The sequence below is a fragment of the Mesorhizobium sp. RCAM 06353 genome, from assembly GCF_059683585.1.
This window is the reverse complement of record NZ_CM185031.1, coordinates 5285355-5300737: the sequence shown is the minus strand read 5'-3', so window position 1 is coordinate 5300737 and position 15383 is coordinate 5285355. Positions and strand designations below refer to the sequence as shown.

Below are 15383 nucleotides of genomic sequence, written 5' to 3'. Positions count from 1 at the left end.
TCAGTTGGCCCAATTCCGTGTTTCTGGACAGGCTGGGGCGTGCCCGCTAAAAGGCCAAATCTATTTCTGCAAAGCAGAGACCAGTTTCCGCCGGCCGCGCCGGCGGTTTTCGCGAAAAGGCAGCAGTCATGAGTGGCGTGAACGAGATCCGGTCGACCTTTCTCGACTATTTCCGCAAGGAGGGCCACGAGGTCGTGGCCTCGAGCCCGCTCGTGCCGCGCAACGATCCGACATTGATGTTCACCAATGCCGGCATGGTGCAGTTCAAGAACGTCTTCACCGGGCTGGAGAAGCGGTCCTATTCGCGTGCCACCACCGCCCAGAAGAGCGTGCGCGCGGGCGGCAAGCACAACGACCTCGACAATGTCGGCTACACCGCTCGCCATCTGACCTTCTTCGAGATGCTCGGCAATTTTTCGTTCGGCGATTACTTCAAGGAGCGCGCCATCGAGCTTGCCTGGAATCTCATCACCAAGGAGTTCGGGCTGAACAAGGACAAGCTGCTGGTCACCGTCTATCACACGGACGACGAGGCGGCCGGCTTCTGGAAGAAAATCGCCGGCTTCTCGGACGATCGTATCATCCGCATCGCGACGTCGGACAATTTCTGGGCGATGGGCGACACCGGTCCCTGCGGTCCTTGCTCGGAGATCTTCATCGATCGTGGTGAGCACATCTGGGGCGGTCCTCCTGGCAGTCCCGAGGAAGACGGCGATCGCTTCCTCGAATTCTGGAACCTGGTGTTCATGCAATATGAACAGGTGACGAAGGAAGAGCGCGTCGACCTGCCGCGTCCGTCCATCGACACCGGCATGGGTCTGGAGCGCATGGCGTCCATCCTGCAAGGGGTGGAAAGCGTCTTCGAAACCGACCTGTTCCGGCATTTGATCGATGCGGCGTCCTCCGCGCTTGGCCGCGCTCCCGATGCGGAAACGGTGGCGTCCTACCGCGTCATTGCTGATCACCTGCGCTCGTCCTCCTTCCTGGTCGCCGACGGCGTGCTGCCGTCGAACGAAGGCCGCGGCTATGTGCTGCGCCGCATCATGCGTCGCGCGATGCGCCATGCGCAGTTGCTCGGTGCGAACGAGCCGCTGATGTGGAAGCTGGTGCCGGCGCTGGTACGCGAGATGGGCCAGGCCTATCCCGAACTGCTGCGCGGCGAACAGTTGATCACCGAGACGCTGAAGCTCGAGGAGACACGCTTCCGCAAGACCCTGGTGCGCGGCCTCGGCCTGCTCTCCGAGGCGACGGAAACGCTGCATGCCGGCGACATGCTGGACGGCGAGACGGCCTTCAAGCTCTATGACACCTACGGTTTCCCGCTCGACCTGACGCAAGACGCGCTGCGCCAGCGCAGCATCTCGGTCGATCTTGCCGGCTTCACCAACGCGATGGAGCAGCAGAAGGCCGAGGCACGCAAACATTGGACCGGGTCCGGCGAGGCTGCCACCGAGACCGTGTGGTTCTCCGTGCGCGAAAAGACCGGGGCCACCGAATTCCTCGGTTATGAAACCGAGCAAGCGGAAGGTCTGATCCAGGCGCTGGTCAAGGACGGCAAGACCGTCGACAGCGCCGGCAAGGGCGACGCCGTTGCCGTGGTCGTCAACCAGACGCCGTTCTATGGCGAGTCCGGCGGCCAGATGGGCGACACCGGTGTGATCTCCGGCGAAGGCTTTTCGATCGAGGTCTCCGACACGCAGAAGAAAGCCGACGGGCTGTTCGTGCATCTGGGCAAGGTGGCAAGCGGCACCGTCAAGACGGGCGCTGCTGTCGAGCTCAAGGTCAACCATGCGCGCCGCACCGGGCTGCGCGCCAACCACTCCGCCACGCACCTGATCCACGAGGCGCTACGCGAGGTGCTGGGCACCCATGTCGCGCAGAAAGGCTCGCTGGTCGCGCCCGAGCGTCTGCGCTTCGACATCTCGCACAACAAGCCGATCTCGGCCGAGGAGCTCGAAGAGGTCGAGCGCATGGCCAACGAGATCGTCGTGCAGAACAGCCCGGTGACCACGCGCCTGATGTCGGTCGACGATGCCATCGCCGAGGGCGCCATGGCGCTGTTCGGCGAGAAATATGGCGACGAGGTACGCGTCGTGTCGATGGGCACCGGCTTGCATGGCGCCAAGGCCAACCGGCCCTATTCGGTCGAGCTCTGCGGCGGCACGCATGTCAGGGCGACCGGCGATATCGGCCTGGTCCGCGTCGTCTCCGACAGCGCTGTCGCAGCCGGCGTGCGCCGCATCGAGGCGCTGACCGGCGAAGCCGCGCGCAAGCATCTCGACGAGCAGGACAGGCGCCTGAAAGCGGCGGCAGCCGTGCTGAAGATCTCGCCCGCCGACGTGCCGGCGCGTGTCGAGGCTTTGCTTGACGAGCGCAAGAAGCTCGAGAAGGAACTGACGGAAGCGCGCAAGAAACTGGCGCTGGGCGGCGGTGCCGCGGCAGGTGCTCCGTCGGAGAACGAGACCGTCGCGGGCGTCGGCTTCCTCGGCAAGGCGGTCTCCGGCGTCTCGCCGAAGGATCTGAAGCCGCTGGCGGATGCCGGCAAGACCTCGCTCGGTTCCGGCGTCGTCGTCTTTGTCGGTGCTGGTGAGGACAACAAGGCGAGTGTCGTCGTCGCCGTCACCGACGATCTGTTAAGCCGCTTCAGCGCCGTCGACCTGGTCCGCGTGGCCTCCGCAGCACTTGGCGGGCAGGGCGGTGGCGGCCGGCCTGATATGGCGCAGGCCGGCGGACCGGATGCGTCGAAGGCCAACGATGCGATTGCGGCTGTAAAGGCGGCACTCGAAGCCGCATAAACTGCCGGAATCACCCTATGTTCAGACGCAGCGCTTTCCCTCATCTGGCTTCCGCATCTTCTCCCGTGAACGGGGGGAAGGGCGCTCTCGGGCATGATTTCGCTAATTATCGTCGTTGAAGAATGGCCGCGGAGGTCTCGGCCAGCTTCTTTCTCCCCGTGTGCGGGGAGAAATGCTCGGCAGGGCAATGAGGGGCGGCGCTAACGCCGAGCAAGTTCGCTCGATTAGCCAACCTTTTCGGTGCGCACAAAGCTCGGGCGTTCGACCACCCGCGCATACCAGTCCCGGATATCCACGAACCGTGCCAGCAGATCCCGGCCTTCAGCGACCTTGGCGAAATAGGCAAGGATCGGCGCGGCATGCAGGTCGGCCAGCGTCAGCTGATCGCCGAGCAGCCAAGGTCCTTTTGGCTTCAGCGAGGTCAGCACTTTCAGCACGATCTCCGCCTGGCTCAGGCCGCCAGCGATCAGGGCCTCATCCGGCTCAGCCTTTTCCAGCCGCTCGACGGCGACGTCCCAGACCATGGCGCGGTAGCCATAGGCGTCGAGCATGCCTGTCATCTGGCCCATCCTGGCGCGGCCGCGCGCCTCGGCAGGCTGCAACGACGGGCCGTCGAAGGCTTCGTCGATATAGCGCGCAATCGCGTTCGTCTCGAACAGCCGGAACCCGTCATGCTCGAAGGCCGGGATGCGGCCGAACGGGTGATGCTCCAGATACCAGGCCGCAATGCCTTCGGCGGCGAAGATATCGAGCGGCACGAGTTCGTAGTCGATGCCTTTCTCCTCCAGAGCCAGCCGCGCGATGCGCACATAGACGCTGTAATCCGCGCCGTAGAGAGTTGGCCTGGTCATGCTGTCAGCTCTTCGCTTTCGCTGGCCTCAAAAAGCGAAGGCTCCTTTCGGAGCCTTCGCCATCTGGAAATCTGGGTTCTTACCCCATCGCCTTCTGCAAATTCTCGTCGATCTTGTCGAGGAAGCCGGTGGTCGACAGCCAGGGCTGATCGGGACCGATCAAGAGCGACAGGTCCTTGGTCATGAAGCCGGATTCGACCGTCTGGATGCAGACCTTCTCCAGCGTGTCGGCAAAGCGCTTCAGCTCGGCATTGTCGTCGAGCTTGGCGCGGTGGGCGAGGCCACGCGTCCAGGCGAAGATCGAAGCGATCGAATTGGTCGAGGTTTCCTCGCCCTTCTGGTGCTGGCGATAGTGGCGCGTGACGGTGCCGTGCGCGGCTTCCGCCTCGACGGTCTTGCCGTCCGGCGTCATCAGCACCGAGGTCATCAGGCCGAGCGAGCCAAAGCCTTGCGCCACCGTGTCGGACTGCACGTCGCCGTCATAGTTCTTGCAGGCCCAGACATAGCCGCCAGACCATTTCAGGGCGGAGGCCACCATGTCGTCGATCAGGCGGTGCTCGTACCACAGCTTCTTGGCCTTGAACTCGGCCTCGAATTCAGCCTCGTAGACCTCCTGGAAAATGTCCTTGAAGCGGCCGTCATAGGCCTTGAGGATGGTGTTCTTGGTCGACAGATAGACCGGATAGTTGCGCAGCAGGCCGTAGTTCAGCGAGGCGAGGGCGAATTCGCGGATCGACTCGTCGAGATTGTACATGGCCATGGCCACACCGGAGCCGGGTGCATCGTACACATCATGCTCGATCACCTGGCCGTCCTCGCCGACGAACTTGATCGTCAGCTTGCCTTTGCCCGGAAAGCGGAAATCGGTGGCGCGGTACTGGTCGCCGAAGGCGTGACGACCGACAATGATCGGCTTGGTCCAGCCGGGCACCAGGCGCGGCACGTTCTTCATGATGATAGGCTCGCGGAAGATTGTGCCGCCGAGGATGTTGCGGATCGTGCCGTTCGGCGACTTCCACATCTTCTTCAGCTTGAATTCCTCGACGCGCTGCTCGTCGGGGGTGATCGTCGCGCATTTCACCCCGACGCCGTATTTCTTGATGGCGTTGGCCGAATCGATCGTAACCTGGTCGTTGGTGGCGTCGCGGTGCTCGATGCCGAGGTCGTAATATTCAAGCTTCAGGTCGAGATAAGGATGGATCAGCTTGTCCTTGATGAACTGCCAGATGATGCGGGTCATCTCGTCGCCGTCGAGTTCGACGACCGGGTTCGCCACCTTGATCTTCGCCATGAAAGAATGCCTCGTTGCTGGGATATGGGACGGCCTTGCCCGCGTGGGGTTCGGCCAGGGATGCCGCCCGTATATCAAAGCGCTTTTGGCCGCGCAAACGGCGATCGGTCACGAATGTGAAGCCATGGCCGCGATCATTTGCCAAAGCTTCATTTTCGCGGCTGAATATGGCAGGGAACGCTGAAATGCCGCAAACAGCAGTTCATTGACAATCATGCCCGTCACCAAAGATCCCGATAGCACCACGGCCGCCGGTCCGGCCATCATCCTCGTCGAGCCGCAGCTTGGCGAGAACATCGGCATGGTCGCCCGCGCCATGGCCAATTTCGGCCTGTCCGAGCTGCGCCTGGTCAACCCGCGCGACGGCTGGCCGAGTGAAGGCGCGCGCCGCCGCCAGCCGCGCCGACCACGTTATCGACGCCGTGAAAGTGTTCGACGATCTGGCCTCGGCGCTGGCCGACCTCAATTTCGTTTTCGCCACCACCGCCAGGCAGCGCGACGGCTTCAAATCCGTGCGCGGGCCGGTGGAGGCGGGCAGGGTGCTCCGCGCCCGCCACGGCATGGGGCAGCGCACCGGCATCCTGTTCGGCCGCGAGCGCTTCGGTCTCTACAATGACGAGGTCGGCCTTGCCGACGAGATCGTCACCTTTCCGGTCGATCCTGATTTCTCCTCGCTCAACATCGCGCAAGCCGCGCTGCTGATGTCCTATGAGTGGATGAAATCCGGCCTGGAGGACGAGACCAGGACCAATTTTTCCGGTCCGGAGATGAAGCCGGCCAGCAAGGAAGAGCTGCACGGCCTGTTCGCCTATCTCGAAGGCGCGCTCGAAGCGCGCGGCTATTTCCGGCCGGCGCCGAAGAAGCCGAAAATGGTCGACAATCTGCGCGCCGTGCTGACGCGCGCCGGCTTCGCCGAACCGGAGCTGAAAGTGCTGCGCGGCATCATCTCGTCGCTGGACAGGTTCTCGCCGGCGATGCCGCGCGGCGATGGTTCGCCGGGCGATGATCCGAGGCGTTTGCCCGCGGCGGCCGCTCGCGCCCGCAAGGCGGATGCGGCCGCCCATGTAGCTGACGTTAGCGGTGACGATAGTGACACGCCGCCGCTGGGCGGCAAGGGAACCGACAATGACTGACCAGCCGATCCTGATGTTCGATTCCGGCGTCGGCGGGCTGACCGTGTTGCGCGAGGCGCGCGTGCTGATGCCGGACCGGCGCTTCATCTATGTCGCGGACGATGCGGCCTTTCCCTTCGGCGCCTGGGAAGAACCGGCGCTGCGGACCCATATTTTAGAGCTGTTCGCCAAGCTGCTTGACCGGTTTGAACCCGTCATTTCCGTCATAGCCTGCAACACTGCCTCGACGCTGGTGATCGACGCGCTGCGCGACGCCTTTCCGGGCCATCCCTTTGTCGGCACCGTGCCCGCGGTCAAGCCGGCGGCGGAGCGCACGCGTTCGGGCCTGGTCTCGGTGCTGGCGACGCCGGGTACAGTGAAGCGGCAATACACACGTGACCTGATCAGCAAGTGGGCGCAGAAATGTCATGTCCGCCTGGTCGGCAGCGACAGGCTGGCGGGACTTGCCGAGGCCTATATGCGCGAGGGCTTTGTCGACGAGGAGGCCGTGCGCACCGAGATCGCGCCCTGCTTCATCGAGCGTGATGGGATGCGGACCGATATCGTCGTGCTGGCCTGCACGCACTATCCGTTCCTGGTCAACCGCATGCGCAAGACGGCACCCTGGCCGGTCGACTGGATCGATCCGGCCGAAGCGATCGCCCGGCGCGCGCTTTCGCTGCTGCCGCCCGTCGATGGGCCGCTGCCGCAAGGCGAGCCCGATATTGCCGTCTTCACCTCCGGCAAGGCGGATTTCGCCATCAGCCGGCTGATGCAGGGATTTGGACTGGCCGTACGCTAGGCGGTGGCGTAAACCTCGGCCGCTCAAACAGGTTCGAAGACGATGCTGCGCTGATCCGGATCTGCCGAGACCAGTTTCAGCGTCACACCATCACCCTGCTTCAGTCCAGGGGCCTTTACGGTGGCAACGACAGGCATGTCGGCAAGCTGGACACGCACGCCATGGTTGACGTCGGTCACAACGGCCTTGAACGTCTCACCCTCGCGTCCCCTGAGCATCACCGCCTCGGCAAGGTCGATGGCCGCATGGTTGATCTGCGAAGCCCGGGCATCCGAACGTCCCATCACTTTCGGCAATCTGGTGAACGCGTCGGTGACGGCCTGCGGCACGGGCTGGCCGTTGGCGATTGCCAGCGCACAGCGCACGACATAGCGGTCGGCCAGCCGCCTGAGCGGCGCGGTTGCGTGGGCGTAGGTTGCAGCCATCGCCTCATGCCACGGGACGACGCCCTCCTGATAGGGCTGATAGGACGCGCCGGAGCCAGCATGGCGGATTTCCAGCATCAGCGCCGCCTGCTGCTTGTTGGTCGGATCAAGCGTCCGCTGATAGTCGTGCAAGCTGGTGGAGGCCGGCCAGGATAGCCCGAGAGCCTGCGCCGCATTGCGCAGCCTTTGCACCTTGGAAGCGTCGGGCTCCGACATCACCCGGAACAACCCGGTCCGGTGCGCGAACATGGCGTCGGCGATCGCCATGTTTGCAGCCAGCGAAAGCGCGGCGTTGTCCTGTTCGGATTGTAGCAGCGGTCTGAACGAAAGCTTGAATGTGCCGTCGGCGAGCCTTTCAACCTCCTGCTCGGGTGGGTCGACGCGCGACGCGCCACGACGCTGCTCGTTCATTGCCATGCGCCGCGCCATTTCGGCGAAGCCGGCGGGAACGTCGGAGGCCTGCACGCTGTCATAGGCGAGCTTCGCGCGGCTTTGAATGATTGCCCGCTCCGCGCCGTCCAATTTTGTCGCACCGTCCTCTGCGATGCGGACCGTGAAGATGACCGCTGGACGCGGTCCATCCGGCAACAGGCTCGCCGCACCTTCGGCGATTGCCGGCGGGTAGAGCCCGGCCTTGCCGTCCGGCAGGTAAAACGTCTCGCCCCGCGTCCAGGCTTCGAGATCGATGGCGTCGCCGTCCTCGACAAACCAGGCGACGTCGGCAATGGCATAGTGCAGCAGAAGATCACTGCTGCTCGCTTCGATCGAGAACGCTTGGTCGAGATCGGTGGAGGCAGCCGGATCGAGCGTGACGAAGGGTATGTCAGTTCGATTGGCATGCTGGTTCGGCACACGTCGGGCCGCCGCCTCCGCCGCGGCCATGACCTCAGCCGGAAATCCATCCGGCACGTGGAATTCGGTGCGGATTTTCGCCAGGCCGGAGGAGAGAGCTTGTAAGGGGTCTGTCAGAGACTTCATTCAACTGTCCTACACCGGGGCCGCGGACACGGGAAGGCAGCCGACGAGTTCGTCAAAGCCTGGTCCGCAGGCGCTGGAACTGCCGCCCAAGCTCGGCGTTTCTCCTGACAGCAAAGGAGAAAAATCATGCCAGCCAAATCACAAGCTCAGCAAAAGGCCGCCGGCGCGGCGCTATCCGCCAAGCGCGGCGAGACCAAGAAAGGTGAACTCAAAGGCGCGTCGCGCGAGATGTACGAATCGATGACCGAAAAGCAACTCGAGGAATTCGCCGAGACCAAGCGCAAGGGCCTGCCCGAGAAGAAATCATAAGGCGGCCATCAATGATGGTGGTAGTCGCAGCGCTTCACTTTCTTCGTGACCCAGTGGGGACCGCCATTGCTCCAGACACGTCTGGTGATCTTGACCCAATGGCAGTTGTTTTTTCCGCCGGCCACAGCGAGGTTCGGCGAAGCGAGTAGGGTCGGGCCTGCAAGCAGTGCGACCAGAAGCAAGGTTGCGATCTTCATAGGGCTTCTCCATTGCCTGACGTTCGATTTCTAGCGAATCGCGGCAATCATCCCCAATCACGAAGTCGGGAACGTTAGGAGGTTAGGCCACGGGAGGAGCCGCGGGCGTTCCCGGATTTGACAGCCATTCAATGCGAAAGGGCCAGCGACGGATCGCTGACCCTCCTCGGATTTCTTCCAAGAGAAGCTTGCCCCTGGCTAAGCCGGTCTCACCAGCGGTGGCAGCGCCTTACCTTTGTCACGATCACCTTGCGATGACCGTGCCGCCACACCACTCGCTTCTTGACGATGACGCGGCAGACCTGTTTGTGGCCGTGCCAATGGCGCGCCATCGCCGGTTCCGGCGCAACCGCCATCGAACCTGCAAGCACCGCGGCGCCTGCCAAGGTAAGGAAGAACTTCTTCATGCTAATTGGACTCCTCTAGCTCCAGATCCCTTCCTGGTGCCGTTGGCGCAAAACCTCCCGCCACATCCGGCATCGCATAACGTCAGCGACGGTATATGGTTGCGCCATGCCGAGCCAGGCGAAAGCTTGACACCGGTTAAATCTCGGTTTAACCAGCCGCCAACGCCGGGCAGCGATGTCCGGTGTTTGTTTTGTATGCGTAAGACCGGTCGCCTTGGTTTCTGGTTTTGTTTGAACTGACGTGTCCCGTGGGTTTTCCGCCGCGTTGCGTGGGAAAACCCTGTCAGGTCTCGAAAACGGAGGCCAGAGGAGGGCGCGTTTCCTTCACCCGGACCATGAGGTGCCGGGTGTGTTGTTTTTGAAAAGGGAATGCGATGAGCAAGCGCGAATCCGCTAAGTACAAGATCGACCGCCGTCTCGGCGAAAATATCTGGGGCCGCCCGAAGTCCCCGGTCAACAAGCGTGAATACGGCCCCGGCCAGCATGGCCAGCGCCGCAAGGGCAAGCTTTCCGACTTCGGCCTGCAGCTGCGCGCCAAGCAGAAGCTGAAGGGTCACTATGGCGACGTTTCGGAAAAGCAGTTCCGCAAGGTCTATGAAGAGGCCGACCGCCGCAAGGGCGACACCTCGGAGAACCTGATCGGCCTGCTCGAGTCGCGTCTCGACGCGGTTGTCTACCGCTCCAAGTTCGTGCCGACCATTTTCGCTGCCCGTCAGTTCGTCAACCACGGCCACGTCAACGTCAACGGCAAGCGCGTCAACATCGGCTCGTACCGCTGCAAGCCGGGCGACGTCATCGAAGTGCGCGAAAAGTCGAAGCAGCTGGTCATCGTCCTGGAATCGGTCGGCCTCGCCGAGCGCGACGTGCCTGACTACATCGAAGCCGATCATAACAAGATGGTCGCGACCTTCTCGCGCATCCCCGGCCTGGCGGACGTTCCGTTTGCCGTGCAGATGGAACCGAACCTGGTCGTCGAATTCTATTCGCGCTAAGCGAACGCTTTTCTGCGATACCGAAAAGGCCGCCCTTCGAGGCGGCCTTTTTGTTTCATGTTACCGCTTTGCGGTTTCGATTTTCCGGCCGATGCGCTAATCCGGGCGAACGTCACATCCCGGGGCCGCCGCGCCATGAATATGCAGCCAGACATAGAGACGCTTGAACCGATCGCCGAGGGTGGTTTCCATCCGCTGTTCGCCGATGTGCCGTCCTCGGTCGAGTTCAACAAATTGCGCAAGCGGCTGCTGCGGCTGACCCGCCAGGCGGTCGAGGATTTCTCGATGATCGTGCCCGGCCAACGCTGGCTGGTTGCGCTGTCGGGCGGCAAGGATTCCTACGGCCTGCTCGCCATCCTGCTCGACCTCAAATGGCGCGGGCTGCTGCCGGTCGAACTCTTGGCCTGCAATCTCGACCAGGGCCAGCCGAATTTCCCCAAACACATCCTGCCCGACTATCTCAACGCCAACGGCATTGCCCACCGCATCGAATACCAGGACACCTATTCGGTCGTCACCGACAAGCTGCCGCAGGGCAGCACCTATTGCTCGCTCTGCTCGCGGCTGCGGCGTGGCCATCTCTACCGTATCGCGCGCGAGGAGGGGTGCTCGGCGCTGGTGCTCGGCCACCATCGCGAGGACATTCTCGAAACCTTTTTCATGAACCTGTTCCATGGCGGCCGACTCGCCGCCATGCCGCCAAAGCTGCTCAATGACGAAGGCGACGTCATGGTGCTGCGGCCGCTGAGCTATTGCGCCGAGATCGACCTCGAAAAATTCGCCGCCGCGATGCGGTTCCCGATCATCCCTTGCGACCTCTGCGGCAGCCAGGAAGGTCTTCAGCGCAACGCCATGAAGGCGATGCTGGACGATATCGAAAAGCGCATGCCCGGCCGCAAGGACACTATGATCCACGCACTGTCCAACACCAGGCCGTCGCATCTGCTCGACAGGAAACTGTTCGATTTCGCCGCTCTCAACGAAACCCTCACACGCAGGCAAGATGCTCCCGATGACATTTGACGACAACGCGATCGACTGGCTGGCCAGCCTGCTGGCCGAGGCGGCCGACACCGAAATCATGCCTCGCTTTCGCCGGCTGGGCGAGGGCGACATCAGACAGAAGACTTCGGCCGCTGATCTGGTGACGGAAGCCGATGTCAACGCCGAGCGGCTAATCACCGCCAGGCTGCGCCAACGCTATCCCTCGGCCATGGTTGTCGGCGAGGAAGCCTGTTCCGACAATCCGACTCTGCTCGATGGTCTGGGCGATGCCGATCTGGCCTTCGTCATCGACCCGGTCGACGGCACCTTCAATTTCGCCTCCGGTGTGCCGCTGTTCGGCGTCATGCTTGGCGTCGTGGTCAAGGGTGAGACGGTCGCTGGCATCATCCATGATCCCGTTGGCAAGGACTGGCTGATCGGCGCCAAGGGGGCGGGCAGCCATATCCGCCATGCGCATGGCAGCCTGGAGACAGTGCGGGTTGCCGCGAGCGCGCCGATCTCTGAGATGACCGGCGCGGTCTCCTGGCAATACATGGCCGAGCCCGACCGTACGCGGCTGGCCTGCAACCAGACCAAGACGCTGTCGCAGTTCAACTACCGCTGCGCCGCCCACGAATACCGCTTGCTGGCGAGTGGCCATGGTCATTTCGTCGTCTACAACAAGCTGATGCCCTGGGACCATCTGGCCGGCGTGCTGATCCATGCCGAAGCCGGCGGCCATGCCGCGCGCTTCGACGGCACAGCCTATCTGCCATCGCATGTCGGTGGCGGTCTGCTGGTCGCCCCCGACCGGGAAAGCTGGCAGGAGTTGCGCCGCGAACTGTGGGCTGAGTAGGATCAATTCCTGCGGCCCGCGCTTGACCGCCAGGTTTGCGCGGCCGCAAAACTGGCGCTTTCGCGTGGGGCTCTCTGAAATGACATCTCGGTTCGCAATTTTTGCGACGGCTCTTGTTTTGTTTGCAAACGCCAACGCGGCAATCGCGCAAGAGCGTCCCTGCCACAGTGCCGATCCCGTCGACACCCTTAAGGAGATGTCGGACGCCATCTATGCCTGTTGGAAACCGCCGGCGGGAACCGCGGGCATGTCGCTCACGCTGCAGTTCTCGCTGCGCCGCAACGGCACGCTGATCGGCAAGCCTCGCGCCACGTACTCGGATCTCGGGACCGATCCGCAACTCAGCCGGGCCTTCGTGGCATCCATCCTCAAGGCACTCGACGAGGCACTGCCGTTGCCGTTTTCGGACAGTATGGGCGGAGCAATCGCGGGACGCATGCTTGCGCCTCGCTTCACGGCGGCGATTGAAGGTGCATCCTGATGCAGCTTAGAGCTGTTCACCGTTTCACGGAAACGGCGACCCGCTCTAAGTCCTTGTTTTGACGCAATTCCGGACGGAAAACCGTTCACACTTTTCCTGGAATTGCTCTAATGCAGGTCGGTGACATGCCCTGAAACGGGTGGATTGTGCGGCTGGAACATCTTGCCGCGCTCGGCGATGAGGATCATCAGCAGCGCCGCGACCGAGACGCTGCAAAAGCCGGCGGCAAGCGGCGTCACAGTGCCGTTGAAAGCCTGGCCGATCAGCGTGCCGAGAATGCCGCCCAGAAACGTCTGCATGAAGCCCAGGATGGACGACGCCGTGCCGGCCAGCTGGCCGAGCGGCTCCATGGCCAGCGCATTGAAATTGGCGCCAAGCGCACCGAAGGGAAGCATGGCGCTGGCAAAGAAGGTGACGAAAAGCCAGAGCGGCATCTTGATTTCCAGCGAAACGACCAGCCAGGCCAGGCTGATGACCAGAAACAGCAGCAGCGCGCTCTGCGACAGCCGGCGCATGCCGATACGGCCGACAAGGCGCGAATTCAGAAAATTGGAGAAGGCGAGCACGCCCGCAACCCCGGCGAAGATGACCGGGAACATCTCGCCGACGTTGAAGATGTCGACATAAATCTGCTGCGCCGAGGCGATGAAGCCGAACATGGCGGCAAAGACGAAGGTGCTGGCAAAGGCGTAGCAGAGCGCGATGCGGTTGGTAAGCACGATGCGGAAGCCACCGACGACGGAGGCGACCGTCAGGGACCGGCGATATTCGGGACGCAGCGTTTCAGGCAGGCGCAGCAGCGACCACGCCGACACGATCAGCGCGCCGACGGCCATGGTGACGAAGATGTAGTGCCAGGTCGCGAACAGCATGATGAACTGGCCGATGCCGGGCGCAATGACCGGTATCGCCATGAACACCATGAAGATCAGCGACATCACCTCGGCCATGCGCCGGCCTTCGAATGTATCGCGCACGATCGAGACCGCGATGACGCGTGTGGCGGCCGCGCCGATGCCTTGCACGGCGCGGCATATCAGCAGCGTTTCAAAACTTGGCGCGATGGCTGCGGCGGCGGCCGCCGCCACGTAGATGATCAGCCCGGCGACGAGCGGCGAGCGGCGGCCGAACCGGTCCGAGATCGGCCCGAAGAACAGTTGGCCGCCACCAAAACCCAGAATGTAGGCGGTGATCACATATTGCCGGTGGTTTTCATTCTCGACACCCAGCGAGGCGCCGATCTGCTGCAGTGCCGGCAGCATGATGTCGATGGCCAGCGAATTCAGCGCCATCAGCGCCGCGCAGAGCGCAATGAACTCCCAGCGCGGAATAGGCAGTTTGATTGCCAATTGCGGCGCTGATGATTGCTGGTCCACGGCAAGTCCGATCTCTCAAGCAAAAATGCGCCGGCGGGCCGGCGCATTGGCTCGTCTTGGTCCCAAATCAGGGACGTAAAAATTGCCGAGGTGGGGCTGCCCCGGTGTTCAGTGCAGTCGTTACGACCTGCCCGAAACCGAAATCAGGCAGTGGCTTTGACGCTCACGCCCTTTTCGACCAGGAAGGTCTGCAACTCGCCGGCCTGGAACATCTCGCGGATAATGTCGCAGCCGCCGACGAACTCGCCCTTGACGTAGAGCTGGGGGATCGTCGGCCAGTTGGAATAGTCCTTGATGCCCTGGCGCAGCTCTGCAGAGTCCAGGACATTCACGCCTTTGTAGTCGGCGCCGATATAGTCGAGGATCTGGACGACCTGGCCGGAAAAACCGCACTGCGGGAAACCGGGCGTGCCCTTCATGAAAAGGACGACGTCGTTGCCCTTCACTTCATTGTCGATGTAGTCGTTGATACCGCTCATGGAACATCCTTTCACGCCTGTGGGAGTCAGGCTCGAAGCATGTCCTTCAAATAAACCCATAGGTTGCCCGAAACAAGACATTAGCCGCGCCATGGCCGAAATGGCGCAAAGGATGGGCCGGCTTGGGCCAAGCGGGTGTCGGTTGGAACGGCCTCAGTCGGGAACGCTGGTCTGCAGGGCCAGTGCGTGCAAGACGCCGCCCATATTGCCCTTCAGCGCGTCATAGACCATCTGGTGCTGCTGGACGCGGCTTTTTCCGCGAAAGCTCTCGGCCACGACTTCGGCTGCGTAGTGGTCGCCGTCGCCGGCGAGGTCGCGGATCGTCACCTTGGCGTCCGGAATGCCGTCCTTGATCAGTTTTTCGATGTCGTGGGCATCCATTGCCATAGCAGAATTCCTGTTTCGGGCGGGCGGCAACGCCCGTGCGATGAGAGTCGGGATAAACCTAAAGCCTTTCCGGCCGGGTTTGAAGCTGTTCCGTCCGGCACCAACGCGATTGTAGCCTAAGGCGCATTTTCGTCCGGACGGACCGCATCGGCTGTGGGGTCGTCGTCGCGCATCGAGAAGGCACGGCCAAGGCTGAAGACCAACATGTAGAGCGGGATGTTGACCGCCAGGTTGGCGATCGGCAGATAGCTGGTCATCCGCCAGACGGGCGAGAAGAACGGCCGGCCGTAACCATCGCAGGCCAGCGAAGAGCCATACTCCCACAGGGCTCCCAGAATGGCTGCAACGGCGAAAAGCTTGATGCAGGTGACGACCCGGCCTGTCCTTGCGGGTTCCGGCAAAAGCCGGCTCCAAAGCACCAGGCAGACGATCGGAACCGCATAGATGAGGTTCTGCAGCACCAGCATGGGCAGCGTTCCGTTGGCCGAAGCCAGGAACTGCTCACGCCTTTCCAACAGCGGGCAAACCTCGCTCGAGGTCGTCGACAGCAGGAAGAAGACGAACGGTCCGAGGAACCAGAAGAAGAACAGCGACGGCCAGAAAACGACTGCAAGCAGCGCCCGGACGGCCAGTCTCCTGTGATCGAGCATGATCTTTTTCC

At 62.6% G+C, this 15383-nt stretch carries 18 protein-coding genes and 1 pseudogene; 9 read left to right on the top strand and 10 right to left on the bottom strand.

Features of this window, described 5'->3' with window-relative positions:
- Nucleotides 1–128: 128 nt before the first annotated feature.
- Entirely contained in the window at nucleotides 129–2795 is a 2667-nt protein-coding gene (alaS, locus tag AC56QX_RS25740; RefSeq protein WP_497111305.1) for an alanine--tRNA ligase, read from the top strand.
- A 224-nt stretch (nucleotides 2796–3019) separates the two neighbouring features.
- Here the strand turns inward: alaS and AC56QX_RS25735 are convergent, their stop codons facing one another.
- Together AC56QX_RS25735 and AC56QX_RS25730 are read right to left on the bottom strand one after the other, a co-directional pair.
- A complete protein-coding gene (locus AC56QX_RS25735) occupies nucleotides 3020–3646 on the bottom strand; it encodes a glutathione S-transferase family protein (RefSeq protein ID WP_497111304.1) in 627 nt (208 codons plus the stop codon).
- Between the two features lie 79 nt (nucleotides 3647–3725).
- Entirely contained in the window at nucleotides 3726–4937 is a 1212-nt protein-coding gene (locus AC56QX_RS25730; protein ID WP_497111303.1) for an NADP-dependent isocitrate dehydrogenase, read from the bottom strand.
- Here AC56QX_RS25730 and AC56QX_RS25725 point away from each other — a divergent pair.
- Nucleotides 4924–5121, top strand: coding sequence for a hypothetical protein (locus tag AC56QX_RS25725; protein ID WP_497111302.1), 198 nt, complete (start codon nucleotides 4924–4926; stop codon nucleotides 5119–5121). The genes AC56QX_RS25730 and AC56QX_RS25725 overlap by 14 nt on opposite strands.
- Here the strand turns inward: AC56QX_RS25725 and AC56QX_RS25720 are convergent.
- On the bottom strand, nucleotides 5046–5255 hold the full coding sequence (locus AC56QX_RS25720) for a hypothetical protein (RefSeq protein WP_497118071.1): 210 nt from the start codon (nucleotides 5253–5255) through the stop codon (nucleotides 5046–5048). The genes AC56QX_RS25725 and AC56QX_RS25720 overlap by 76 nt on opposite strands.
- On the opposite strand from AC56QX_RS25720, the pseudogene AC56QX_RS25715 reads away from it, so the two are divergent.
- Nucleotides 5239–6070: pseudogene (locus AC56QX_RS25715) on the top strand (RNA methyltransferase). The gene AC56QX_RS25720 and the pseudogene AC56QX_RS25715 overlap by 17 nt on opposite strands.
- Entirely contained in the window at nucleotides 6063–6851 is a 789-nt protein-coding gene (murI, locus tag AC56QX_RS25710) for a glutamate racemase (RefSeq protein ID WP_497111301.1), read from the top strand. The pseudogene AC56QX_RS25715 and the gene murI overlap by 8 nt, the downstream one beginning before the upstream one ends.
- A gap of 23 nt (nucleotides 6852–6874) precedes the next feature.
- Here murI and AC56QX_RS25705 read toward each other — a convergent pair whose 3' ends face one another.
- Nucleotides 6875–8254 (bottom strand): RNB domain-containing ribonuclease, encoded by a 1380-nt coding sequence (locus AC56QX_RS25705; protein ID WP_497111300.1) that lies wholly within the window; start codon nucleotides 8252–8254, stop codon nucleotides 6875–6877.
- Between the two features lie 126 nt (nucleotides 8255–8380).
- Between AC56QX_RS25705 and AC56QX_RS25700 the strand changes: the two genes are divergently transcribed.
- A complete protein-coding gene (locus AC56QX_RS25700; protein WP_497111299.1) occupies nucleotides 8381–8563 on the top strand; it encodes a DUF3008 family protein in 183 nt (60 codons plus the stop codon).
- 8 nt (nucleotides 8564–8571) lie between these two features.
- Here AC56QX_RS25700 and AC56QX_RS25695 read toward each other — a convergent pair whose 3' ends face one another.
- Both AC56QX_RS25695 and AC56QX_RS25690 read right to left on the bottom strand, forming a co-directional pair.
- Nucleotides 8572–8760 carry a hypothetical protein gene (locus AC56QX_RS25695; protein WP_497111298.1) on the bottom strand — a complete coding sequence of 63 codons (189 nt, stop codon included), beginning with the start codon at nucleotides 8758–8760 and terminating at the stop codon, nucleotides 8572–8574.
- 209 nt (nucleotides 8761–8969) lie between these two features.
- Nucleotides 8970–9167: a hypothetical protein gene (locus AC56QX_RS25690; RefSeq protein WP_027028656.1), complete on the bottom strand. Its 198-nt coding sequence runs from the start codon at nucleotides 9165–9167 to the stop codon at nucleotides 8970–8972.
- Between the two features lie 374 nt (nucleotides 9168–9541).
- On the opposite strand from AC56QX_RS25690, the gene rpsD reads away from it, so the two are divergent.
- From rpsD to AC56QX_RS25670, 4 genes are all read left to right on the top strand, one after another.
- Nucleotides 9542–10159: a 30S ribosomal protein S4 gene (rpsD, locus tag AC56QX_RS25685; RefSeq protein ID WP_027028657.1), complete on the top strand. Its 618-nt coding sequence runs from the start codon at nucleotides 9542–9544 to the stop codon at nucleotides 10157–10159.
- A 135-nt stretch (nucleotides 10160–10294) separates the two neighbouring features.
- Complete coding sequence (gene ttcA, locus AC56QX_RS25680; protein WP_497111297.1) at nucleotides 10295–11182, top strand: tRNA 2-thiocytidine(32) synthetase TtcA; 888 nt, start codon at nucleotides 10295–10297, stop codon at nucleotides 11180–11182.
- Nucleotides 11172–11999, top strand: coding sequence for an inositol monophosphatase family protein (locus AC56QX_RS25675; RefSeq protein ID WP_497111296.1), 828 nt, complete (start codon nucleotides 11172–11174; stop codon nucleotides 11997–11999). The genes ttcA and AC56QX_RS25675 overlap by 11 nt, the downstream gene beginning before the upstream one ends.
- A gap of 22 nt (nucleotides 12000–12021) precedes the next feature.
- On the top strand, nucleotides 12022–12480 hold the full coding sequence (locus tag AC56QX_RS25670; protein ID WP_497111295.1) for a UCP034077 family protein: 459 nt from the start codon (nucleotides 12022–12024) through the stop codon (nucleotides 12478–12480).
- 107 nt (nucleotides 12481–12587) lie between these two features.
- On the opposite strand, the gene AC56QX_RS25665 is transcribed toward AC56QX_RS25670, so the two are convergent.
- The 4 genes from AC56QX_RS25665 to AC56QX_RS25650 form a co-directional block, all read right to left on the bottom strand.
- The gene (locus AC56QX_RS25665; RefSeq protein ID WP_497111294.1) at nucleotides 12588–13856 is read right to left on the bottom strand and encodes a multidrug effflux MFS transporter; all 1269 of its coding nucleotides are present in this window, start codon (nucleotides 13854–13856) and stop codon (nucleotides 12588–12590) included.
- A gap of 143 nt (nucleotides 13857–13999) precedes the next feature.
- Nucleotides 14000–14335, bottom strand: a complete 336-nt coding sequence (gene grxD / locus AC56QX_RS25660) for a Grx4 family monothiol glutaredoxin (protein ID WP_095201472.1) — start codon at nucleotides 14333–14335, stop codon at nucleotides 14000–14002.
- Nucleotides 14336–14488: 153 nt separating this feature from the next.
- Entirely contained in the window at nucleotides 14489–14722 is a 234-nt protein-coding gene (locus AC56QX_RS25655; protein WP_010909092.1) for a BolA/IbaG family iron-sulfur metabolism protein, read from the bottom strand.
- Between the two features lie 116 nt (nucleotides 14723–14838).
- Nucleotides 14839–15372: a hypothetical protein gene (locus AC56QX_RS25650; protein ID WP_497111293.1), complete on the bottom strand. Its 534-nt coding sequence runs from the start codon at nucleotides 15370–15372 to the stop codon at nucleotides 14839–14841.
- Nucleotides 15373–15383: the final 11 nt, after the last annotated feature.